Below are 23456 nucleotides of genomic sequence, written 5' to 3' on the forward strand. Positions count from 1 at the left end.
CGGTCAGGATGGTCGGGGTCGCCGGGGCGTCCGGCGGTCTACATGGGTGGGATCGGTTAGCGCTTGGCCACGAAGACATGGGAGGCGATGTCGGCCTCCAGCTCGGCCGCTTCGCCGCTGCTGCCGACCAGGACGCCGCCCGGGGACTCCGTCACGCTCACCACCGAGCCCGGCTGCACCCCGGCCCTGCGCAGCGTGTACATCAGCTGGGCGTCCATCTGGATCGGCTCGCCGATGCGGCGCACGACCACGGTCTTGCCCTCGGTGCCGGGCGCCAGCTCGCGCAGGCTCACCATGCTGTCGTCCAGGAACGGGTCGGCCTCGCCCTTCTCGCCCAGCTCCTCCAGGCCCGGGATCGGGTTCCCGTACGGCGACTCGGTGGGGTGGCGCAGCAGGTCCAGCACCCGGCGCTCCACCGCCTCGCTCATGACGTGCTCCCAGCGGCACGCCTCCGCGTGGACCTGCTCCCACTCCAGACCGATCACATCGACGAGCAGGCATTCGGCGAGCCGGTGCTTGCGCATCACGCGCGTGGCCAGGCGGCGGCCCTCGTCCGTCAGCTCCAGGTGGCGGTCGCCCGCGACCGTCACCAGCCCGTCGCGCTCCATCCGCGCGACCGTCTGACTGACGGTGGGGCCGCTCTGATCGAGCCGCTCCGCGATCCGGGCGCGCATGGGGACCACGCCCTCCTCCTCGAGTTCGAGGATGGTGCGGAGATACATCTCCGTGGTGTCGATCAGTCCGGACATGCGTGCCCCTTGATGTGTCGTGCGGTGGCCCTGAACCCAATTCTGACGCATCCCACCGACAACGGGGCCGGATCGGCCACTGCCGTAGCGAGGGCGGAGGTGGTATTGACAGCTTCATGATCCACATCGCAACGTGATCCGCGCCACGGGATGTGGACCCAAGTTAACACCGACACGAAGGGCCTCGGCGATGAGCCAGAGCAAGCCGGCAGGGCGCTTTTTCGACGCCGCGATCGGGCTGCTGCACAGGGTGCGGGACGAGGAGGCCGACCGCATCGCCGCCGCGGGCGGCCTGGTCGCCGACACGGTCACCGGCGGGGGGCGGATCTTCGTCTTCGGTGCGGGGCACTCCTCCCTGCCCGCCCAGGACGTCGTCTACCGCGCGGGAGGACTGGCCCTGATGAACCTGCTCCCGGTGCCGGGGGTGGTCGGCGTGGACGTCATGCCCGCCACCCTGGGCAGCGCGCTGGAGCGGGTCGAGGGGCTGGCCACGGCCGTCCTGGAGACCGGTCCGCTGCGCGCGGGGGACCTGCTGTTCATCATCTCGCTGTCCGGACGCAACACCCTGCCGGTGGAGATGGCGACGGGCGCGCGGGAGCGCGGGGTGAGGGTGATCGGCGTGACGTCCGTGGCGTACGCGGAGCAGACCACGTCCCGCAACGCGTCGGGCGGCTTCCTCAAGGACCACTGCGACCTGGTCCTCGACAGCAAGATCTCGGTCGGCGACACGGAGCTGACGGCGGAGGGCGTCGGGGCGCCGTTCGCCCCCGCGTCGACCGTGGTGACGAGCGCGCTGATGCAGGCCGTGGTGGCGTCGGGGGTGGAGGAGCTGGTGGCCCGCGGCGTGGAACCGCCGCTGCTGCGCTCGGGCAACGTGGACGGCGGCGGCGAATGGAACCGCCAGGTGATGGCGGAGTACGGCGACCGGATCTTCTACCGGCAGTAGGAGCCCGGCGGTGGCGGCTACCGCCCGCGGGCCAGGTCCACCGCCGCCGCGACCCGGGCCGCCACGTCCTCCGCGTACGCCGTGTCCCAGCGGTCGAAGGGGCGGCGGGCCGGGCCGCGGAGGAACGTCAGCACGCCCAGGGTGCGGCCGCGGCTGCGCAGCACCGCGCACAGGGCGTGCACCGAGCCCTCCGGCCACTTGCGGGCCGCCGCCCACCGCGCCGCCGCCGCCTCGTCCGTACGCGTCGCACTCGCCCGCACCGAACCGCAGCGCTCGGCCGCCTGGAGCGCCGGGTGGCCCTCCAGGTAGGACACCGGGATGCCGCCCGGGGAGATCGGGGAGCACGGGCCCGTGGTGCCGAACGGCGTGGCCGCCGCCCGGACGAGCCGGACCGGCTCGCCCGCGCCGTCCAGGACCAGGTCGATCAGGGCGTGGTCGGCGAAGCCCGCGAGGGCGAAGTCCAGATGGACCGCGGCCGCCTCCATGGGGTCCTCGCACTCGGCCGCCGCCCGGGCCGCCCGGTGCAGCTGGTTGCCGCGGAAGCGCAGCCGGGCGCTCTCCTGCTCGTGCGCCTTCGACTCCGTCACGTCCTGGAAGATCCAGGCCACCCCGAGCGGCACCGGCTCCTCGGTGAGCGGGGAGGCCAGCCGCAGGAAGCCGCTGTGCCAGCAGCAGCGCGCCGGGTGCCCGTCCGCGGCGCCGTCCGCGGGGTCCTCGGCCGCCTCGCGCAGCGTCACCCACAGCTCGGTGGGCGCGGGGGGCGCGCCCTCGGCCAGGACGTGCTGGAGGGCGTTCTCGGCGTCGTCCACGCCCTGGTCGAGGAACTCGCCCAGCGGCCGCCCGAGCGCGGCCGTGCGGCCCGTGCCGAGGGCGGCGGCCGCGTTGGCGTTGAGGACCGCGACCCGCAGATCGGCGTCGACGAGGACGACGCACCAGGTCGCGTCCACCAGCAGCGCCTCGCTCAGCGCGATCGACCGCTCCAGGTCGAGCTGCGCGTGCACCTCGCTGAACGCGCAGTACGCCCCCGCCGGGCGGCCGTCCCCGCCCGGCACGGCGGACGACTGCGCGCGGACCAGGACCCGGCCGCCGTCCTTGGTCAGCAGCGCGAACTCGTGCACCCGGCGGCCGGTGCCGTCCAGGACCTCCATCAGCCGCGCCTCGACGTCCCGCGCGTCCTCCGCGCGGGCCGCCCACCCCGCGAGCCCCTTGCGCCCCACGGCCTCGGCCGCCGGCCAGCCGAGGATGCGCTCGGCCTCGCGGTTCCAGTGGGTGACGGTGCCGTCGGCGTCGAACGCGCACAGCGCCGCGTCCATGCCGTCGAGGAGCGCGGCGAGCAGATCGGAATCGTCCCGGCCCGGGCCGTCCGCCGCGGGCACGGGCGCGGCCGGAGCACCTGGCTGCCCGGGGACGGGACGGGCGGGACGCGCGGGTTCGGAGCGCTGCGGAGCGGTCACCGGACACCCCCTGCGGGACGTGGTGGACGTGGCTGCCTGTGGTGGTGCACGTCGGAACATTGAACTCGAACGTGACGCGCGCCACACCGGATTCGGCGAAATCGTTGCCTCCCGGAAATTTGCTTGTGTGCGGCGCGAGGGGGTTCCTAAGGTGTGGAGCACACGAGAAGGGAGGTGGTTCGGCAGATGTATCAAATCCGGACGCGTGAGGTGACTGCGGGCTAGCAGTCCGTCGTCGCGCTCAGCGCATTCGCCGGACCGGCGCACGAGAGAGTGGTGCGCAGCCGGCCAATCCCAAGCAGTCACCCGGCCCGCGGGTCGCCGGTACGTCCGACCGGCCCCCAGACGCCCTCACCGGCGCCAGGGGAAAGACCCGCGGGTCGTCTGCGTTCCCGCACTCGTTTCCGTACCCCCTCAGGGCGACAGGCGCTCGGTGCGCCAGCCCTCCCCGTCCGGCGTCCGTACGTACCGCAGCCGGTCGTGCAGCCGGTTCTCCCGGCCCTGCCAGAACTCCACCGCCTCCGGCACCACCCGGAACCCGCCCCACTCCGGCGGCACCGGCACCTGCTCGCCCGGCGGATAGCGGTCGGCCAGCTCCGCGTACCCCCGGTCCAGCTCCTCCCGCGAGCCGACCACGGAGGACTGCGCGCTGGCCCACGCGCCCAGCTGCGAGCCGTGCGGGCGGGTGCGGAAGTACGCGGCCGTCTCGTCCCGCCCGGTGCGGTGGGCGACGCCCGTGACGATCACCTGGCGGGCGATCGGATGCCAGGGGAAGAGCAGCGAGACCTGCGGGTTCTCGGCCAGTTCACGGCCCTTGCGGGAGCCGTAGTTGGTGTAGAAGACGAAGCCGCGCCCGTCGAAGCTCTTCATCAGGACCGTACGGGAGCTGGGGCGCCCGGCCGCGTCCGCCGTGGAGACGACCATGGCGTTCGGCTCGTACAGACCGCTGCCCACCGCCTCCTCGAACCACCTCGTGAACTGCTCGAACGGGGTGCCCCCGAGACTCGCCTCGTCGATGCCCGCCGCGCGGTAGTGCTCGCGCATGGCGGCCGGGTCGTACGTGCGCGCGGAGTAAGCCGAGGGGGAAGCCGGGGGCTCCGGGTCAACGTGAGGCACGCGCATATCTTGCAACATCATCGGTCCACCGCACGGGTTACCCCGAAAGAGCGATGTCCCCTCTCCCCCGCCTCGGGGATCGGTAACCCTCCGCCCGTCGCACAAGCGGTGTGCCACTTCTCACGCGTCCCCGTGACTGGCGCGTCCACCGCGCGGTGGCCGAACATGCGCCTGTCAGCCCGGTGCCTCGGCGCCGGTTTTCGCCCCCGCTGGGTGACCACCGCGCACACGGGGCACACCACCGGGTATCCGGTACGGACCGCGAGCCGTCGGCCGCGGAGCCGTCCCGGGACCGGACGCCCCCGATGACACCGTTCTCCGCACCTCTGACGTTTCATCCGCACCAGCCGTTCGATCCGAAGCCACCTGTCGCCTACACCATGAGGAGCCGCCCGATGTCGGACTTCGTACCCGGACTCGAGGGAGTCGTCGCGTTCGAGACGGAGATCGCCGAACCCGACAAGGAGGGCGGCGCGCTCCGCTACCGCGGCGTCGACATCGAGGAACTGGTGGGCCACGTGTCCTTCGGGAACGTCTGGGGCCTCCTGGTAGACGGCGCCTTCAACCCCGGGCTGCCCGCCGCCGAGCCCTTCCCCATCCCGGTGCACTCCGGCGACGTCCGGGTCGACGTGCAGTCCGCGCTGGCCATGCTCGCGCCCGTCTGGGGCCTCAAACCGCTCCTCGACATCGACGAGGCCCAGGCCCGCGACGACCTCGCCCGCGCGGCCGTCATGGCGCTGTCGTACGTCGCCCAGTCGGCGCGCGGGCAGGGCCTGCCGATGGTGCCGCAGCGGGAGATCGACAAGGCCGAGACCATCGTGGAGCGCTTCATGCGCCGCTGGCGCGGTGAGCCCGACCCCAAGCACGTCGCCGCCGTCGACGCGTACTGGACCTCCGCCGCCGAGCACGGCATGAACGCCTCCACCTTCACCGCCCGCGTCATCGCCTCCACCGGCGCCGACGTCGCCGCCGCGCTCTCCGGCGCGGTCGGGGCCATGTCCGGGCCGCTGCACGGGGGCGCGCCCTCGCGGGTGCTCGGGATGATCGAGGAGATCGAGCGCACCGGCGACGCCACGGCGTACGTCAAGAAGGCCCTCGACCGGGGCGAGCGGCTGATGGGATTCGGCCACCGGGTCTACCGCGCCGAGGACCCGCGGGCGCGGGTGCTGCGGCGCACCGCCAAGGAGCTGGGCGCGCCGCGCTATGAGGTCGCCGAGGCGCTGGAACGGGCTGCCCTGGAGGAGCTGCACAACCGGCGGCCGGACCGGGTGCTGGCCACCAACGTCGAGTTCTGGGCGGCGATCACACTGGACTTCGCCGAGGTCCCGGCGCCCATGTTCACCTCCATGTTCACGTGCGCGCGGACCGCGGGGTGGAGCGCGCACATCCTGGAGCAGAAGCGGACCGGCCGCCTCGTGCGCCCCTCGGCGCGCTACATCGGGCCGGGCACCCGTAGCCCGCAGGAGGTCGACGGGTACGGGGACTCCTCGCGGTAGCGGCAGCGGGTAGCAGGGGGCGGGGCGCTACCGGTCCGGCGTGCGCGCCGCGGCCAGCGCCTCGTCCAGAATGCGCGACCACTGCGCCACCACCCGCTCCCGGCGTGCGCTGTCGTCCGTCAGCAGATTGGCCAGGCCCAGGCCGCGGGCCATGTCGAGCAGCCCCTGCACGGCCTCCCGCACCCCCGGGGCCGTCTCGTCGGCGCCCAGCAGGTCCACCGCCATGCGGTGGGTCTCGCGGCCGATGCGGGCCTCCAGGACGGTGACCCGGGCGCCCAGCTGGGGTTCGTACGACGCCGCGACCCACAGGTGGAGCGCGGCCCGGAACAGCGGGCCGGTGTACAGGTCGACCAGTTCGGTGACGACCGCGCGCGTACGGGCCGTGCCCTCGCCCGCCGGGGCGAGGGCGCCCAGCTCCGCCGAACGCTGCTCGGCGACCCGCTCGACCGCGGCCGTGAACAGGTCCTCCCGGGTCGGGAAGTGGTGCTGGGCCGCGCCCCGGGACACCCCGGCCCGCTCCGCGACCACCGACACCGTCGACCCCGCCCAGCCGTGCTCAGCGAGGCACGCCACTGCCGCCTCCAGCAGCCGCTGCCGGGTCGCTCGGCTGCGGTCCTGCTTGGGGTCGCGGGAGGCCGTACGCGGTGCCGTACCGGGGCTCACTCTCCGGCCTCCGCCCCTGTGCCCGCCACCCACGCCGGGTCGCGGCGCTCCCGGAACGCCGTCATCCCCTCCCGCGCCTCCGCCGAAGCGAACAGCCGCGCCGACAGCTCGGCGAGCCCCTCCCCTTCCCGGTCGAACGCCCGCCGCACCTCGGCCGTCACCAGCCGTTTGGACTCCGCCAGGCCCTGCGGGGAGCCGCGGCGCAGGCCGTCCAGCACCGGCGCGAGCACCCCGTCCGCCTCGCCCTCCGGGTCCGCCGCCGTCACCAGGCCGATCCGGGCCGCCTCGGCGGCGTCGAACCGCTCCCCGGTGAGGTAGTAGCGGGCCGCCGCGCGGGCGTCCAGGCGGGGCAGCAGCGGCATCGATATGACCGCCGGGGCGAGGCCCAGCCGCGCCTCGGTGAACGCGAAGCTCGCGCCCCGCCCGGCCGCCGAAATGTCGCACGCCCCGAGCAGCCCGAGCCCACCGGCCCGCACATGCCCGGTGACCCGCGCGACCACCGGCTTGGGCAGCTCCACGATGGCGCGCAGCAGCTCCACCAGGCCCAGCGCCCCCGACACGGCCGGGGGTTCGCGCAGATCGGCGCCCGCGCAGAACGTGTTGCCGGTGTGGGTGAGCAGCACCGCCCGGACCTCCGGGTCCGCCGCGGCCGCGTCCAGTCCGGCGCGCAGTTCGGCGACCAGACGGGCGGAGAGCGCGTTGCGGTTGTGCGGCGAATCGAGCGTGAGCGTCCGTATCCCGTGGTCGTCGGACGAGCGCACCAGGGGCGCGTCGGCCCCCACCTCGGCGTCGGTCATGGGGTGGTCGAACTCCTTTCCCTGGCACGCAGTTCACGGCGCAGGATCTTCCCGGCGGCCGAGCGCGGCACGGTGTCCGTGAACTCCACGCGGCGCACCTTCTTGTACGGGGCCACCAGTCCGGCAACGTAACGGATCAGCTCGTCCTCCGAGATCCGGGCACCGGGCCCGCGCACCACGTACGCCTTCGGGATCTCGTTGCCGTCCCCGTCCGTCACCCCGATCACGGCGGCGTCGGCGACGGCCTCATGGGCGATCAGCAGGGCCTCCAGATCGGCCGGGGCGACCTGGTAGCCCTTGTATTTGATCAGCTCCTTCACCCGGTCCACGACGAACAGCCAGCCGTCCGCGTCCACATGGCCGACGTCGCCGGTGTGCAGCCAGCCGTCCGCGTCGACCATGGCCGCCGTGTCGTCGGGCCGCCCCAGGTAGCCCTTCATCACCTGCGGGCCCCGGATCAGGATCTCCCCGTCCTCCCCGACCTCGACATCCCGGCCGTCCGCCAGGCCGACGATGCGCATCTCGGTGCTCGGCAGCAGCTTCCCCACCGTCCCCGGCGGAACGTCCTCCGCGTACCGGGGCACCACATGGCAGCCCGGGGACAGCTCCGTCATCCCGAACGCCTGCAACAGCGGCGGCACGCCCAGCCGCCGCGCGCACGCTTCCGCGAGCCGCGCGTCCAGCGGCGCCGCCGCGCACAGCACGTACCGCACCGACGACAGGTCGTGCTCCGCCACCGCCGGATGCTTCGCCAGCGCCAGCACGATCGGCGGCGCGACGTACAGCGCCTGCGCCTCGTACCGCTCGATCGCCGTCAGGAACTGATCCAGATCGAAGCGCGGCAGCACGATCACCGTGCTCCCGGCGCGCAGCGGGGCGTTCAGGAGCGCCGTCAGCCCGTACACATGGAAGAACGGCAGCACCGCGAGCACCCGCTCGCCCGGCCGGGGCGGCACCAGCGCCTCCGCCTGCGCCAGGTTGGTCGCCACGCTGCGGTGCGTCAGCATCACGCCCTTCGGGCTGCCCGTCGTCCCCGACGAGTACGGCAGCACCGCCACGTCCTGCGCCGGGTCGCACTCCACCACCGGCTCCGGCGCCGTGCCCGCCAGCATGTCCCGCAGCGAACGGTGCCCGCCCGCCTCGTCGCACACGAAGATCTCCCGCACCCCGCCCGCCCGCTCCGCCGCCTGCCGCGCCACCCCCAGCAGCGGCGACACCGTCACGATCCACGTCGCCGCCGCGTCCCGCAGCTGCCGGGCGAACTCCTCCGCCGTCGCCAGCGGATGCACCGTGGTCACCGCCGCGCCCGTGCGCGTCACCCCGTAGAACGCCATCGGATACATCAGCGAGTTGGGGCTGTGCAGCGCCACCACCTCACCCTTGTGCACCCCCGCCGCCGCCAGCTCCGCGGCGATCCGGCGCGACGCGTGGTCCAGCGCCGCGTAGCCGACGCTCTCCCCCGTCACCCCGTCGATCAGCGCCGTACGTTCCCCGAACTCCTTCGCCGCGCGGCCCAGCACCGCGTCGTGAATGGGCAGATCGACGGGCGGGACATCGGGAAACTCGCTGCGCAGCACCATGGCCGCTCCCCTCGGGTCGCTGTGCCTGCCAGTTGCCTTGCCTGTGCGCCTTCCCGTCCGTTCTGCCCCACCCTGTCGATCAGTACGACTTGGGCAGCCCCAGCGTCTGGTGGGACACGAAGTTGAGGATCATCTCCCGGCTGACCGGCGCGATCCGCGCCACCCGCGCCGCCGTGATCAGCTTCGCCAGCCCGTACTCCTCCGTCAGGCCGTTCCCGCCCAGCGTGTGCACCGCCTGGTCCACCGCCTTCACGGCCGCCTCGCCCGCCGCGTACTTCGCCATGTTGGCCGCCTCGCCCGCCGCCGCGTCCTGACCCGCGTCGTACAGATACGCCGCCTTCGCCATCATCAGCCGGGCCAGCTCCACCTCGATGTGCGCCTGCGCGAGGGGGTGCGCGATCGCCTGGTGCGCACCGATCGGCTCCTTCCACACCTGGCGGGTACGGGCGTAGTCCACCGCCTTCGCCAGCGCGTGGCGGCCCATCCCCAGCGCGAACGCCGCCGTCATGATCCGCTCCGGGTTGAGACCCGCGAACAACTGCGCCAGCCCCGCGTCCTCGTCCCCCACCAGCGCGTCCGCCGGGAGCCGTACGTCGTCCATGACGACCTCGAACTGCTTCTCGTTCGCGGCCAGTTCCATGGGGATGTGGCGGTACGAGAAGCCGGGGGTGCCGCTCGGGACGATGAACAGGCACGGCTTGAGCTTCCCCGTCCGCGCGTCCTCGGTGCGGCCGACGATCAGGGTGGCGTCGGCGATGTCCACGCCGGAGATGAAGACCTTACGGCCGGTGAGCACCCAGTCGGTGCCGTCGCGGCGGGCCGTGGTGGTGATGCGGTGCGAGTTCGATCCGGCGTCCGGCTCCGTGATGCCGAACGCCATCGTCAGGCTGCCGTCCGCCAGCCCCGGCAGCCAGCGGTCCTTCTGCGCGTCCGTGCCGTACCGGGCGATCACCGTGCCGCAGATGGCGGGCGACACGACGAGCATCAGCAGCGGACAGCCCGCCGCGCCCAGCTCCTCGAGCACGAGGGACAGCTCGGCTATGCCGCCCCCTCCGCCGCCGTACGCCTCGGGGAGGTTGACGCCGAGGTAGCCGAGCTTGCCCGCCTTGGCCCACAGGTCGGGGGTGGGCGTGTCGTGGTTGTCCCTCCCGAAGGCCGCCACGGCGGCGCGGAGGTCGGCCTGCTCCGGGGTGTCGACGGGGGTGTGCGCCTGCGGGGTCATGTGCGGCTCCGTCCGTTGTCCTGGGTGGCTGTCTCCCCCTCCGCCGCCTCCTCCGTGACGACCGCCAGCAGCGCCCCGACCTCGACCTGACGGCCCTCGGCAGCGTGCAGCGCGGTGAGCACCCCGGAGGTGGGAGCCGTGACGCGGTGCTCCATCTTCATGGCCTCCAGCCACAGCAGGGGTTGGCCCGCCCGCACGTGGTCGCCCACGGCGACATCGGCGAGCCGCACCACCGTGCCGGGCATGGGGGCCAGCAGGGAGCCGGGCGCGGTACGGGCGGAGGGGTCGGGGAAGCGGGACAGGGGGATGAGGGTGTGCGATCCGAGTGGCGCGTCGATGTATATGCGGTCGTCGTGGCGCGAAACGTCGAATTTCCGCCTGATGCCCGCCACTTCGAGGACGACATGGTGCGGGGTCGCCTGAAGCAGCCGGACGTCCGGGAAGTCCTCCGCGACAAGGCCGTCGCGGGTGAGCCGGTAGCGGACCTCGTGCTCGGTGCCGTCCGGTGCGCGGTACGTCTTGATCTGCGGCCGGGACGGTACGTTCCGCCAGCCCCCGAGCCGCCCCGCCACCGTCGCGGGCCGATCCGATGCGTCGGCCAGCGCGGCGGCGAGGGCGGCGAGCGCCGTGCCCTCCCCGTTGTCCTTGGTGAGGGCGTCGAGGTGCCGTTCGAGGAAGCCCGTGTCCATGCGCCCGGCCTCGAACTCCGGGTGCCGCAGGGCCCGTACCAGCAGCTCCCGGTTGGTGGCCGGGCCGTGGATGCGGGCGTGCTCAAGACCGTGGGCCAGCCGTCGCAGCGCCTCGTCGCGGGTGGGCGCCCAGGCGATGACCTTGGCCAGCAGGGGGTCGTAGTGGACGCCGATCAGATCCCCGTCCGCGATCCCGGAGTCCACGCGCAGTCCCGTGGCGGTGATGTCGAGTCGCCGCATCACGCCCGCCTGCGGCTGCCACCCCCGCCCCGGGTCCTCCGCGTACAGCCGCGCCTCGACCGCGTGACCGCGTTCCGCCGGGGGCTCAGGGGCCAGGTGTTGCCCCTCCGCCACCCGCAGCTGGAGGGCGACCAGGTCCAGCCCGTACACCTCCTCCGTCACCGGGTGCTCGACCTGGAGGCGCGTGTTCATCTCCAGGAAGTACGCACGGCCCGCCGACGAGACCAGGAACTCGACCGTGCCCGCGCCCTCGTACCCGATGGCCCGGGCCGCGTTCACCGCCGACTCCTCCAGCAGGCGGCGCAGTTCGTCGCCGAGCCCCGGCGCCGGGGCCTCCTCGATCACCTTCTGGTGACGGCGCTGGAGGGAGCAGTCGCGGGTGCCGAGGGACCAGACGGTGCCGTGGGTGTCGGCCAGCACCTGCACCTCGACGTGGCGGGCGCCCTCGACGTACGGCTCGACGAACACCTCGCCGTCCCCGAAGGCGGACGCCGCCTCCGCGCGGGCGGAGGTCAGTTCGGCGGGGAGTGCGTCGATGTCGCGTACGACGCGCATGCCGCGGCCGCCGCCGCCCGCCGCGGCCTTGACGAGGACGGGCAGGTCGCCCGCGGTCACCCCGTCCGGGTCCAGCGACTCCAGGAGGGGCACCCCGGCCTCGCCCAGCAGCCGCTTGGCGCGCGTCTTGGAGGCCATGGCCTGCATTGCCGCGGGCGGCGGCCCGACCCACAGCAGCCCGGCGTCGCGGACGGCCTGGGCGAAGGCGGCGTCCTCGGAGAGGAAGCCGTAGCCGGGGTGGACGGCGTCGGCGCCCGCCGCGAGGGCGGCCTTGGTCAGCAGGTCGCCGCGCAGATACGTGTCGGCGGGGGCGTCGCCCGGCAGCCGTACGGCGGTGTCGGCCTCCCGGACGTGCGGGGCGTCGGCGTCCGCGTCGGAGTGGACGGCGACCGTGGCGATGCCGAGTTCGCGGCAGCTGCGGATGATGCGGCGGGCGATCTCGCCGCGGTTGGCGACGAGGAGCGATCGGATCACGGACATTCGGGTCACGGACATCACGGCGGGGTTTTTCCTCACATCCGGAAGACGCCGAAGCCACCGCGCGCACCCTCGACGGGCGCGGTGTGGAGGGCGGAGAGACACAGGCCGAGCACGGTGCGGGTGTCGCGCGGGTCGATGACGCCGTCGTCGTACAGCCGCCCGGAGAGGAACAGCGGCAGCGACTCGGACTCGATCTGCTGCTCGACCATGGCGCGCAGCGCGGCGTCGCCGTCCTCGTCGTACGGCTGCCCCTTGGCGGCGGCGGACTGGCGGGCGACGATCGACAGCACCCCGGCGAGCTGCTGCGGGCCCATGACGGCGGACTTGGCGCTGGGCCAGGCGAAGAGGAACCGCGGGTCGTACGCGCGGCCGCACATGCCGTAGTGGCCCGCGCCGTAGGAGGCGCCGATGAGGACGGAGAGGTGGGGGACGCGGGAGTTGGAGACCGCGTTGATCATCATGGCGCCGTGCTTGATGATCCCGCCCTGTTCGTAGGCGCGGCCGACCATGTAGCCGGTGGTGTTGTGGAGGAAGAGGAGGGGGATGTCGCGCTGGTTGGCGAGCTGGATGAACTGCGCGGCCTTCTGCGACTCCTCGCTGAACAGGACGCCCTGCGCGTTGGCGAGGATGCCCACGGGATAGCCGTGGAGGGTCGCCCAGCCGGTGGCCAGGCTCGTCCCGTACAGCGGCTTGAACTCGTCGAAGTCGGAGCCGTCGACGATGCGGGCGATGACCTCGCGCGGGTCGAAGGGGACCTTGAGGTCGCCGGGGACGATGCCGAGGAGTTCGTCCGCGTCGTACTTCGGCGGCTCGGCCGGGCCCGGATCGGGGTGCGCCTTGCGCCAGTTGAGCCGGGCGACGACGCGGCGCGCCTGGTGGAGGGCGTCGGGCTCGTCGGCGGCGAAGTAGTCGGCGAGCCCGGAGGTGCGGGCGTGCATGTCGGCGCCGCCGAGGGATTCGTCGTCGCTCTCCTCCCCGGTCGCCATCTTCACCAGCGGAGGCCCGCCGAGGAAGACCTTGGCCCGCTCCCTGACCATGATCACGTGGTCGGACATCCCGGGGATGTACGCGCCTCCGGCGGTGGAGTTGCCGAAGACCACCGCGACGGTCGGGATGCCCTCGGCGGACAGCCGCGTGAGGTCCCGGAACATGGCCCCGCCGGGAATGAAGATCTCCTTCTGGGACGGAAGATCGGCCCCGCCGGACTCGACCAGGCTCACCACGGGGAGGCGGTTCGCCCGCGCGATCTCATGGGCGCGCAGCGACTTCTTCAGCGTCCACGGATTGCTCGCGCCGCCCCGCACGGTGGGGTCGTTGGCGCTGATCAGGCACTCGACACCGGAGATCACCCCGATGCCGGTGACGACGGACGCCCCGACCGGGTAATCGCTGCCCCACGCGGCCAGCGGGGACAGCTCCAGGAAGGGCGTATCGGGGTCCAGGAGCAGTTCGATCCGCTCCCGCACGAGCAGCTTCCCGCGCTTGCGGTGCCGCTCGACGTACTTCTCGCCGCCGCCCGCGAGCGCCTTGGCGTGTTCGTCCTCCAGCTCACCGAGCTTGGCGAGCATCGCCTCGCGGTGGGCCGTGTAGTCGGCGCCTGCGGGGTCGAGCGCGGACGCGAGCGCGGTCAAAGGAGAACCTCCGGTATGTCGAGGTGGCGCGAGCGCAGCCATTCGCCGACCGCCTTGGCCTGCGGGTCGAAGCGGGCCTGCGCGGCGACGCCCTCGCCGAGCAGGCCGTCGACGGTGAAGTTGAGGGCGCGCAGCTGCGGGAGTTGGTGGCGGGTGACCGGCAGGTCGGCGGTCTCCGGGAGGAGTTCGCGGAGCCGGTCGGGGGTGAGGGTGTGGACCAGCCAGCGCCAGGCGTCGTCTCTGCGCACCCAGACGCCGATGTTGGCGCTGCCGCCCTTGTCGCCGCTGCGGGCCCCGGCGACCGCGCCGAGGGGCGCGCGGCGGGTGGGTCCGCTGTCGAGGGGCGGCGGCAGCGGGGGTTCGTCGGCGGGTGCGAGGGTCTGTGTGTGCGGGGCCGGGGGAACGGTGGTCCGCGTGCCGTCCGGCAGCACGGCGACGTGCGGGACCTCATCCTGCGGGACGTACGCCGCCTCGAAGACCCCGTACGGGGTCGCCTTGCCGGGCGGGGCGGTGAGGTGGAAGCCGGGCACGCTGGCGAGAGCCAACTCCACGGCCGCGCCGCTGACCGCCCGCCCCACGGTGTCCGGGTCGCGGTCGCGCATGACGAGCCGCAGCAGCGCGCTCGCCTCCTCCTGCACGGCCGCGTCGGCGTGGTCGGTGCGGGCCAGCGTCCAGCGGACCTCGGCGGGGCGGCGCTTGGTCAGGGCCGCCTCCATCTGGTCGCGTACGAGCGTGGCCTTGGCGTCGATGTCGAGGCCGGTGAGGACGAACACCACCTCGTTGCGGTGCCCGCCGAGCCGGGTCAGCCCGGCCTTGAGCGTCGGCGGCGGCGCCTCGCCCCGTACGCCGTCGATCCGCACCCGGTCGGGGCCGTCCCGGGTGAGCCGTACGGAGTCCAGGCGCGCCGTGACGTCGGGGCCTGCGTACCGGGCGCCCGCCGTCTCGTACAGCAGCTGCGCGGTGACCGTGCCGACGGTCACCGCGCCGCCGGTTCCGGGGTGCTTGGTGATGACGGCCGACCCGTCCGGGTGGATCTCGGCGAGCGGAAAGCCGGGGCGGCGTACGTCGCTCAGCTCCGTGAAGAACGCGTAGTTGCCGCCGGTCGCCTGCGTCCCGCACTCCAGGACGTGCCCGGCCACCACGGCGCCCGCCAACGCGTCCCAGTCGTCCGCCGCCCACCCGAAGTGCGCGGCGGCGGGCCCGGTGACGAGCGCGGCATCGGTGACCCGCCCGGTGACCACGACATCCGCGCCGCCGCGCAGGCATTCCGCGATCCCGCCGCCCCCGAGGTACGCGTTGGCGCTGACCACCCCCGGCCCCCAGTCCCGCGCCCCGAGCAGATCGTCGCCCTCCACATGCGCGACCCGCACCGGCACCCCGACCCGGTCGGCGAGCGCGCGGACGGCATCGGCCAATCCGGCGGGGTTCAGCCCGCCCGCGTTGGTGACGATCCGCACGCCCCGCTCGACGGCGAGCCCGAGGGTGTCCTCCAACTGGCGGAGGAAGGTGGTGGCATAGCCGCGGGAAGGGTCCTTGGCCCGGTCCCGGCCGAGGATCAGCATGGTCAACTCGGCGAGGTAGTCCCCGGTGAGGACGTCGAGCGGCCCGCCGGTCAGCATCTCGCGCACGGCGTCGAAGCGGTCGCCGTAGAAGCCGGAGGCGTTGCCGATGCGGAGGGGCGAGGGCCCACGCCTACTCATGCGCCACCTCCGCCCGGCTTCCGGCCCGGGCCCGGTGGTCCGGCGAAGGCCTGGGCGATGTTCAGCCAGCGGTCGGCGTCGGGACCCTCGGCCCGTAGGGCGAGGTCGTCGCGGTGGGCGCGCTGCGTGGCCAGGAGGCAGAAGTCGAGCGCGGGGCCGGTGACGCGCTGGACCGCGTCCTCGGGACCGTACGCCCACACTTCCCCGTCCGGCGCGGTGAGTTCGACGCGGAACTCCTCGGCGGGCGGCTTCAGCCCGCGCGCCGCGTACGCGTAGCCCCGGGCCCGTACGCCGATGCGTGCCACATGCCGCAGCCGGGCCGTCGGCGTACGGCGCACACCCAGCGCGTCGGCCACGTCCTGACCGTGCGCCCAGGTCTCCATCAGCCGCGCCGTGACCATCGACATGACGCTCATCGGCGGCCCGTACCACGGGAGCCGGGCGCCCGGCGGCTGCGCGGCGAGCACCCACGCCAGCCGCTCCCGCCCCTCCCGCCACCGCTCCAGCAGCACGGCGGGCGGTTCGGCGGCGCCGCGTTCCGCCCCCTCGTCCACGAACCGCTCCGGCGCCGCGAATGCCTTCCGCACCTCATCGGCGAACCCCTCGGGGTCCTCGGCCGCCTGCACCGCCCGCGCGTCGGTCCAGGCGAGGTGGGCGATCTGGTGCGCGATGCTCCACCCGGCCGCGGGCGTCGGCGTACGCCACGCTTCGTCGGACAACCCGGCCACCAGGCCGTCCAACTCCTCGCTCTCGGCGCGCAGATCGCCGAGCAGAGCTTCCGTATCGGACACGCGGGACTCCCGGTCGTGATGCAACGGTGCGGAGCGTCGGGAGTGAGCGTGGCAGCGCCACAGGAAACAATCAAGCGTGCTTGCATGATTTTTGACGGCCGGGCGATTACCACCGCTTTGGGGGGGTCAGATCCGCGTTAGCCGGAAGTTAGCGGGACGGCAGCCCTTCGGTAGCGCCCCCGACCAGAGTGGTCGACGTACCGAGGAGACAACGACCGACCACCCCTGGGGGACCTGAAATGCGCTCCAACACCACTGCCCGCACCGCTCGTCGCCGCACCCTGCGCGTTGCCGCCGCGGCCCTGGTCGCCGCCGCCGGCCTCAGCCTGACCGCCTGCTCCGGCTCGGACACCGCCGCCGCGAAGCCCGCGGCCGCCTCCGAGTCCTCCTCCCCCGGGACGCAGGGCTCCGACGTCACGATCGACACCAAGGCGGGCAAGGCGGCATCGCCGTCCCGCACCCAGACCCTGGTGGACGGCAGCACGGCCAAGATCTACAAGCTCGGCGACCAGCACTACCGCCTCAAGATCGTCAACGATGGCGCGGAGCTGGCCACGCTGGAGACGAACAAGCACGACGCCGGTCTCGACGCCAACGGCATGTACGTCGTGCTCACGCTGGGCGGCGAGGTCCGCTCCTGGATGGGCGGCGAACACCAGGGACCGGGCACGTTCAAGCTCGCGGGCGGCTGGAAGGCCAAGGTCACGAAGGTCGGCGAACTCCACTACCGCGCGAAGATCTACGGCTTCGAGGGCGAGGTCGCCACGATCGACGCGAACAAGCACGACGCCGGTCTCGACGCCAACGGCAGCTCCATCGTGCTCAGCGCCGGCGGTGTGATCAGCGCCCACGAGTGACCGCCTGCCACGGGGCACCCCGGTTCGGCGATCCCTGGTGCCGGGCACCGCGAGGACGACGCCGACGAAGCCACATGGGAACGCTGGGAGCCGGTACGCCACGCACTGACGGCCTCTGTGCCCGATCGCGGTGGCGACCAGTCCCCCACCGTGGAGGGGGCAGCGCGGCGATCACGGCCGCGCCGCCCCTCTTCTCCGGCGACCGGTTCGCCGACCTGCGTCCTGTCCCGCCCGCCCTCCTGCGCGACGCCGACACTCTGGCTCCGGGCAACGGCTACAGCCCACTGAGCCAACGAGCGGACGAGATCGATTTTCACCCCCGCCCGATGGGGCCGGGGGTCAGCCGGTCACCGTCGGCCGCAGCGCGTCCATGACGAGGTCGATCAGCCGTCCGGTCTGCTCGGGGGCGCTGTCGACGGTCCCGGCGGCGAGGAAGATCCCCATCAGCATCAGGACGACATCCTCCGGTTCGACGTCGGCGCGGAGTGAGCCGGCGTCGGCTCCGGCGGCGAGGAGCGTGGCGATGGCGGCGGTGATGCGTTCCCGGGTGGCCGGTGTGGCGATCCGCCCCGAGGCCCAGCCGGCCCGGAGCGTGTCGAGCATGCCGCGCTTCGTCGCGACGAACGCGGCGTAGCGCTCCATCCACGCCCGGAACGCCGCGTCCGGCGGAAGTTCCTGGAGCAGGGCGGGGACGCTGCTGGTGACGTCGTCGAGCTCGGCGGCGTACACGGCCTCCACCAGGTCTTCGCGGGTCGGGAAGTGGCGGTACAGCGTGCCGATGCCGACGCCGGCCTCCCGGGCGATGCCTTCGAGCGAGACGGCGCCGTCGGCGGCCGCGAATGCGGCCCGGGCGACCCGGACGAGTGTGTCGCGGTTGCGCAGCGCGTCGGCGCGGGGGGCGCGGGCGCCACGCGGCTTTCCCCCGGGGGCCGCCCCTGCGGGATCGTCGGAATCCAAAGCGGAGGCACCTCCGGTATAAGTGTTACAGTCGATGAAGCGGAGGTTCCTCCGCTTCCTTCATCGTCTCATGAGGACGGCATCCCCATGGCCACGAACAGCACTCCCTCCCCTCAGCTCACGGCCACCGGCGCCCCGCGCGCCGGCGGGGCCGGAACGCTCGGAGGCCACACGGTCTCCCGCATCGGGTACGGCGCGATGCAGCTCGAGCGCCTGCACGCCGACCGCGACGCCGCGATCGCAGTCCTGCGCCGCGCGATCGAGCTCGGCGTCGACCACGTCGACACCGCCCAGTTCTACGGCAACGGGTTCGTCAACGAGGTCATCCGCGACGCCGTCCGCCCCGAGGACGGCGTCGTGGTCGTCAGCAAGGTCGGCGCCGACCCCGCTCCGGGCAGCACCCCTCCGCTGCGTTTCGCCCAGCGGCCCGAGGAGCTGCGGGCGAGCGTCGAGGACAACCTCGTATCCCTCGGCCTCGACCAGATCCCCGTGGTGAACCTGCGCCGCCCGGACGTCGGGCCGGGCATCCGGGCCGAGGGCGATCAGGTGGTCGACCTCGACGATCAGCTCGCGGTGATGGTCGCCCTGCGGGACGAGGGCAAGATCGGCGCGATCGGCCTGAGCGCCGTCACCCCGGAGGGACTGCGCCGGGCCCTTCCCGCCGGTATCGTCTGCGTCCAGAACGCCTACAGCCTGGTGTCGCGCGACGACGAGGAGATGCTGCGGCTCTGCGCCGAACAGCGGATCGCCTGGGTACCGTTCTTCCCGCTCGGCGGCGCCTTCCCCGGCCTGCCCAAGGTGAGCGACGCCCCGGCCGTCACCGCCGCCGCGCAGTCCCTCGGCCGCACCCCCGCACAGGTCGGCCTCGCCTGGCTGCTCCACCACGCGCCGAACACGCTGCTCATCCCGGGCACCGCGGACGTCGGCCACTTGGAGGCGAACATCGCAGCCGGAACGGTCGAGTTCGACGACGCCACACTGGCCGCGCTGGACGCCGTCGAGTCACGGTCCAACGACATCGCGCTCGGCTGAGGCCGCCCCCATCGCGGCTCGTGGGTCAGGGGCCCGCTCCGCCAAGGGGTCCGCATTCGTTCCCGCCGCACCGGTGCCGTCATCCGCTTGTTCCTCGCTCCTGATGTGCGCCTGGTCGAAGTTCGTCCTCTCGCCCATCCCGCGTGCCAATGGGCCTGTGTCCCCGGGATACTCGCGGGCGCGGACAGGTGGCTCGACGGCGGGCGGGCGGTCGACCTCCAGCTGCCCTGGCTGTGGACGGTTCGGCTGGAGCGGGAGCGCGATTCGGCAGCCGCCGAACGGAGTCAGCACCAAGTGGTCAGGTCGAATACGGCCTGACAGCGGTTATCGGAGACCGGTCGATGGAATCGTTCGAGGTCGTGGGACGATGCCAGCGCCGGGAAGATCATGTCGGCGGTCCCACCGCGTGAGTCGACCTTCCCCGCCTCGTCGCGCATACAGAAGTCGAGCTCCCAGACATCGCCGGTTTCTGTCCATCTGACGTAGTACCGGGCGTACCGCTCGTCGACGAGCATGAAGCCGAGGAGGCGCCATTCCACCTCACCTGCTTCCTCTTCCACGTCTTCAGAAAGGGGCGCCGGGTCGTTCGCCGAACGGAGGGAAAGCAGCGGTAGGCATACAGCATCCGCCAAAGTGAGGGACGGGGCATCGACGGAATTGAGGAAGTGACGCCGGGCGTCGAGTACAGGCACCGGGAACACTTCGTCGGGGAAGGGCGGGCCGAGAGCCTCACGCTGACCGATGCACACGCGTAGTGCGGCGATCAAATTGTCGTGGGGGATTTCCTCGCCGTCATCGTCGAGCAGCGGGATCTCCAGGGCGTACGTGGAACCAAGGTCTTGGCCGTCCCACAAGACGACTCTCGGACCGCGATCCATTTCTGTCGGTGGGAGCAGCCCTCGCAGCACATGCGAACCCGGCGTCAAGGGGGAGGCCACGAACTCTCGCAGCCTCCCCAGCAGGCTCCCCAGGAGAACGTCGCGCGGGGTGCTGTCGGCGATGGAGTCGTCCTCAACCACGGTGATCGATCTCCCTGGAAGTGCGAGTCAGACGGTGTTCACGACGTCAGGGCAACGGTTGACGCCCTGGCAGAAGGCGGTGATCGTACCGATCTTGCCCCTGTGTCCCGGCAGCTTGTAACGGTGGTCCTTGGTCTGCCAGTGCCACCAGGAAATCACCCTGATCTTGGCAACCGTGTGTCCGTCCTTGAGTACCACGGCACCGAACTCCTTGCGGTAGCCCTTGCTGGCCTCGGGATGCTCGTTGTATGCCGCCTTGACGACCTTCTCGTTGTGGATGTTGTGGGGGCCGGAGAAGTGGTTCCAGCCGAGCTTGCTGTTTCCCCATCGAGTCGGGATCTCACGCCCGTGTACGTCTCGGCTGTTGTATTTGCTGGTGTGCCATGCGTGAGCCGTGACGGATTCAGACGTGGTCGCCGTCCGGCCCCGCAGTGGGCTGACCGCTGCTCCGACCGGCTTCGTCAGCGCCTTCTCCCCGTACAAGCGAGCGAATTCAGCATTGGAGAGAACGACGGCTTTGGACGGCCCCGGGTCGGCTGTCGCCACTTCAACCCCAATTCCTGGGCGTGTCGCGGTGGTGGGGAGGACCGCCTACCTCGCAGGGGCGACAGGCCGAGCCTCGGACTAACGCAGCCGCTCCGCCAGGATTTCGGCGAGGTGGCGGGCGGGGCGGTCGGAGAGGTGGTCGAGTTGGGTGCGGCAGGAGAAGCCGTCGGCCAGGACTTCGGCGTGTCGCTCGGCGTTGCGTACGGACGGCAGCAGCTGGTCCTCCGCGCAGGCCACGGAGACGTCGTAATGGCCCGCCTCGAAGCCGAAGTTGCCCGCCAGACCGCAGCAGCCGCCGCTCAGCTCGCCGGTCAGGCCCGCGCGTTCGCGGAGGCGGCGGTCGGCGGCGTCGCCGAGGACGGCGTGCTGGTGGCAGTGGGTCTGGCCGACGACCGGGCGGTCGACCTTCGGGGGCTGCCAGTCGGGGGCGTACTCCTCCAGGGTCTGGGCGAAGGTCCGTACGGACGAGGCGAGGCGGGCGGCGCGGTCGTCGTCGGGGCCGAGGAGTTCGGGGAGGTCGGTGCGGAGAGCGGCCGTGCAGCTGGGTTCGAGGCCGACGACGGGCAGACCGGCCTCCAGGGCAGGGGCCATGACGTCGAGGGTGCGCCGCATGACCGTGCGGGCGCGGTCGAGTTGGCCGGTGGAGACCCAGGTCAGGCCGCAGCAGACGGGTTTGGGGGGTACGACGACCCGGAGCCCGGCCGACTCCAGTACGCGTACGGCGGCCTGTCCGACGGACGGGGAGAGGTAGTTGGTGAAGGTGTCCGGCCAGAGAACGACCGTGCGGGACGGTTCCGGAGAGCGGGGGACGCTGCGGGCGTGTGCGCGCCACCACCTGGTGAACGGCTCGCGCGCCAGCTGCGGGATGTCGCGCTCCGGGGCGATGCCGCCCATCCGCTTGGCCAGGGAGGCCAACGGGCCCACCCCGGACGCCGCGTTGGCCACGGGGGCCGCCCGGAGGGAGGCGGCGGCGCGGAGCCAGACCGGGAGCCAGCCCATCGAGTAGTGGGCGGCGGGGCGCATGCGGCCCTCGTAGTGGTGGTGCAGGAACTCGGCCTTGTACGTGGCCATGTCGACCCCGACCGGGCAGTCGCTGCGGCAGCCCTTGCAGGACAGGCACAGGTCGAGCGCGTCCCGGACCTCCTCCGAGCGCCAGCCGTCGCGCACGACCTCGCCCGCGAGCATCTCGTGCAGCAGGCGGGCGCGGCCCCGGGTGGAGTGCTGTTCCTCGCCGGTGGCGCGGTAGGAGGGGCACATGACGCTCGCGCCGGACACCGACTCGTTGCGGCACTTGGCGACGCCGACGCAGCGGCGGACGGCGGCCGAGAAGTCGCCGCCGTCGTGCGGGTAGCCGAACTCGACGTCGACCGGGCGGCGCGGCAGGACGTCGAAGCGCAGGTCCTGGTCGAGGCGGCGGGGGCGGGCGAGGACGCCGGGGTTGAGGCCGCCCGCCGGGTCCCACAGGTCCTTGAAGCGGTGGAAGAGCCCGACCATCTCGTCCCCGTACATGCGGGGCAGCAGTTCGGCACGGGCCAGGCCGTCGCCGTGTTCGCCGGAGAGCGAGCCGCCGTGGGCGACGACGAGGTCGGCGAGGTCGGTGGAGAAGTCGCGGAAGACCCGCACCCCGGGCTCGCGCATCAGGTCGAAGTCGATGCGGACATGGATGCAGCCGTCGCCGAAGTGCCCGTACGGGGTGCCGCGCAGCCCGTGCTGGGTGAGCAGGGCGCGGAAGTCGCGGAGGTAGGCGCCGAGCCGGGCGGGCGGCACCGCGCAGTCCTCCCAGCCGGGCCATGCCTCGCTGCCGTCGGGCATCCGGGTGGCCGTGCCGGAGGCGTCCTCGCGGACCCGCCACAGCGCGCGCTGCCCGGCCGGGTCGGCGACCACGGTGTGGTCGGTGGTGGCGTGCGCGGCGGCGCGCGCTATCTCCTCCGCGCGGGCGTACGCCTCCTCGCGCCCGGTGCCGCCGACCTCCACGAACAGCCAGGCGCCGCCCTTGGGCAGCCCCGAAGCGCCCGCGACCAGGTCGGCGGCCATGCCCTCGACGGTGAGCGGCCCGTACGGCAGCAGGGTGTGCGCGGCCTCGGCCGCGGCGGACTCATCCGGGTAGCCGAGCACGGCGAGCGCCCGGGCGGCGGGCGCCTCGACGAGCCGTACGGTCGCCTCGGTGAGCACGCCGAGCGTGCCCTCGCTGCCGGTGAGGGCACGGGCCACGTCGGCGTTCTTCTCGGGCAGCAGCTCGTCCAGCGCGTAGCCGGAGATGCGGCGGGGCAGCTCGGGGAAGCCGGTGCGCAGCAGCGCCAGATGGTCACCGGCGAGGGAGCGCAAGGCCTCGCGGAGCCGGGCGGGGAGGGTGTCGAGGCCCTGGGCGGCGCGGACCCGCTCGCCGCCGTACGTCACGACGTCCAGCTCCCGGACGTTGTCGGCGGTGGTGCCCCAGGCCACCGAGTGCGAGCCGCACGAGTTGTTGCCGATCATGCCGCCGAGGGTGCAGCGGCTGTGGGTGGACGGGTCCGGGCCGAAGGTCAAACCGTGCGCGCCCGCTGCGGTCCGCAGCTCGTCGAGGATGACGCCGGGCTGGACCACGGCGGTGCGCCGCTCCGGGTCGAGGGAGACGATGCGCCGCATGTGGCGGGTGAAGTCGAGGACGACCCCGAGCCCGGTGGCCTGCCCGGCGATGGACGTGCCCGCGCCGCGCGCCACCACCGGCACCCCGCGCTCCCGGCAGACGGCCAGCGCCGCCGCCACGTCGTCCGCGTCGCGCGGCGCGACGACACCGGCCGGTACGCGCCGGTAGTTCGACGCGTCCATGGTCATCAGGGCCCGGCTCGCCGCGTCGAAGGAGACGTCCGCGTGGACGGCTCGGCGCAGCGCCTGCTCCAGTTCGTCTGCCTCTGCCTCGTGCTCAGCCATGTCCCCATGGTCCCCACGGAGGGGCC

General features: G+C 73.0%; 19 protein-coding genes. 4 read left to right on the plus strand and 15 right to left on the minus strand.

What is annotated here, in order from left to right; translation table 11 throughout:
* Positions 1-56 precede the first annotated feature (56 nt).
* Positions 57-749 (minus strand): metal-dependent transcriptional regulator, encoded by a 693-nt coding sequence (locus ACH4TL_RS25055; protein WP_398319239.1) that lies wholly within the window; start codon positions 747-749, stop codon positions 57-59.
* 190 nt (positions 750-939) lie between these two features.
* Here ACH4TL_RS25055 and ACH4TL_RS25060 point away from each other — a divergent pair, with 190 nt between their 5' ends.
* Complete coding sequence (locus ACH4TL_RS25060) at positions 940-1695, plus strand: SIS domain-containing protein (protein ID WP_398319237.1); 756 nt, start codon at positions 940-942, stop codon at positions 1693-1695.
* 17 nt (positions 1696-1712) lie between these two features.
* On the opposite strand, the gene ACH4TL_RS25065 is transcribed toward ACH4TL_RS25060, so the two are convergent.
* A complete protein-coding gene (locus ACH4TL_RS25065) occupies positions 1713-3209 on the minus strand; it encodes a PAS domain-containing protein (RefSeq protein ID WP_398319234.1) in 1497 nt (498 codons plus the stop codon).
* Positions 3210-3563: 354 nt separating this feature from the next.
* Complete coding sequence (pdxH, locus tag ACH4TL_RS25070) at positions 3564-4193, minus strand: pyridoxamine 5'-phosphate oxidase (RefSeq protein ID WP_398319710.1); 630 nt, start codon at positions 4191-4193, stop codon at positions 3564-3566.
* Positions 4194-4660: 467 nt separating this feature from the next.
* Between pdxH and ACH4TL_RS25075 the strand changes: the two genes are divergently transcribed.
* A complete protein-coding gene (locus ACH4TL_RS25075; RefSeq protein ID WP_398319231.1) occupies positions 4661-5761 on the plus strand; it encodes a citrate synthase 2 in 1101 nt (366 codons plus the stop codon).
* A 27-nt stretch (positions 5762-5788) separates the two neighbouring features.
* Here ACH4TL_RS25075 and ACH4TL_RS25080 read toward each other — a convergent pair whose 3' ends face one another.
* From ACH4TL_RS25080 to ACH4TL_RS25115, 8 genes are all read right to left on the minus strand, one after another.
* On the minus strand, positions 5789-6424 hold the full coding sequence (locus ACH4TL_RS25080) for a TetR/AcrR family transcriptional regulator (RefSeq protein WP_398319228.1): 636 nt from the start codon (positions 6422-6424) through the stop codon (positions 5789-5791).
* Complete coding sequence (locus ACH4TL_RS25085) at positions 6421-7221, minus strand: enoyl-CoA hydratase family protein (RefSeq protein WP_398319225.1); 801 nt, start codon at positions 7219-7221, stop codon at positions 6421-6423. The genes ACH4TL_RS25080 and ACH4TL_RS25085 overlap by 4 nt, the downstream gene beginning before the upstream one ends.
* Entirely contained in the window at positions 7218-8801 is a 1584-nt protein-coding gene (locus ACH4TL_RS25090) for an AMP-binding protein (RefSeq protein WP_398319222.1), read from the minus strand. The genes ACH4TL_RS25085 and ACH4TL_RS25090 overlap by 4 nt, the downstream gene beginning before the upstream one ends.
* 79 nt (positions 8802-8880) lie before the next feature.
* Positions 8881-10023 carry an acyl-CoA dehydrogenase family protein gene (locus ACH4TL_RS25095; protein ID WP_398319219.1) on the minus strand — a complete coding sequence of 381 codons (1143 nt, stop codon included), beginning with the start codon at positions 10021-10023 and terminating at the stop codon, positions 8881-8883.
* Positions 10020-12002 carry an acetyl/propionyl/methylcrotonyl-CoA carboxylase subunit alpha gene (locus tag ACH4TL_RS25100; RefSeq protein WP_398319216.1) on the minus strand — a complete coding sequence of 661 codons (1983 nt, stop codon included), beginning with the start codon at positions 12000-12002 and terminating at the stop codon, positions 10020-10022. The genes ACH4TL_RS25095 and ACH4TL_RS25100 overlap by 4 nt, the downstream gene beginning before the upstream one ends.
* A 17-nt stretch (positions 12003-12019) precedes the next feature.
* Entirely contained in the window at positions 12020-13618 is a 1599-nt protein-coding gene (locus ACH4TL_RS25105) for an acyl-CoA carboxylase subunit beta (protein WP_398319213.1), read from the minus strand.
* Positions 13615-15318, minus strand: a complete 1704-nt coding sequence (locus tag ACH4TL_RS25110) for an acyclic terpene utilization AtuA family protein (RefSeq protein ID WP_398319211.1) — start codon at positions 15316-15318, stop codon at positions 13615-13617. Before ACH4TL_RS25110 ends, ACH4TL_RS25105 begins: the two co-directional genes overlap by 4 nt.
* Complete coding sequence (locus ACH4TL_RS25115; protein ID WP_398319208.1) at positions 15315-16109, minus strand: TIGR03084 family metal-binding protein; 795 nt, start codon at positions 16107-16109, stop codon at positions 15315-15317. The genes ACH4TL_RS25110 and ACH4TL_RS25115 overlap by 4 nt, the downstream gene beginning before the upstream one ends.
* Positions 16110-16348: 239 nt before the next feature.
* Between ACH4TL_RS25115 and ACH4TL_RS25120 the strand changes: the two genes are divergently transcribed.
* Positions 16349-16966, plus strand: coding sequence for a hypothetical protein (locus ACH4TL_RS25120; RefSeq protein ID WP_398319205.1), 618 nt, complete (start codon positions 16349-16351; stop codon positions 16964-16966).
* Between the two features lie 339 nt (positions 16967-17305).
* Here the strand turns inward: ACH4TL_RS25120 and ACH4TL_RS25125 are convergent, their stop codons facing one another.
* Positions 17306-17923 (minus strand): TetR/AcrR family transcriptional regulator, encoded by a 618-nt coding sequence (locus ACH4TL_RS25125; RefSeq protein ID WP_398319202.1) that lies wholly within the window; start codon positions 17921-17923, stop codon positions 17306-17308.
* An 87-nt stretch (positions 17924-18010) separates the two neighbouring features.
* Here ACH4TL_RS25125 and ACH4TL_RS25130 point away from each other — a divergent pair, with 87 nt between their 5' ends.
* Complete coding sequence (locus ACH4TL_RS25130) at positions 18011-18955, plus strand: aldo/keto reductase (protein ID WP_398319199.1); 945 nt, start codon at positions 18011-18013, stop codon at positions 18953-18955.
* 284 nt (positions 18956-19239) lie between these two features.
* Here ACH4TL_RS25130 and ACH4TL_RS25135 read toward each other — a convergent pair whose 3' ends face one another.
* From ACH4TL_RS25135 to ACH4TL_RS25145, 3 genes are all read right to left on the minus strand, one after another.
* Positions 19240-19974, minus strand: a complete 735-nt coding sequence (locus ACH4TL_RS25135; protein WP_398319196.1) for a hypothetical protein — start codon at positions 19972-19974, stop codon at positions 19240-19242.
* Between the two features lie 27 nt (positions 19975-20001).
* Positions 20002-20520: a hypothetical protein gene (locus ACH4TL_RS25140; RefSeq protein WP_398319193.1), complete on the minus strand. Its 519-nt coding sequence runs from the start codon at positions 20518-20520 to the stop codon at positions 20002-20004.
* Positions 20521-20598: 78 nt separating this feature from the next.
* The gene (locus tag ACH4TL_RS25145) at positions 20599-23430 is read right to left on the minus strand and encodes an FAD-binding and (Fe-S)-binding domain-containing protein (protein ID WP_398319190.1); all 2832 of its coding nucleotides are present in this window, start codon (positions 23428-23430) and stop codon (positions 20599-20601) included.
* Positions 23431-23456 lie beyond the last annotated feature (26 nt).

Source organism: Streptomyces sp. NPDC021115, from assembly GCF_044333065.1.
Taxonomy (GTDB): Bacteria; Actinomycetota; Actinomycetes; order Streptomycetales; family Streptomycetaceae; genus Streptomyces.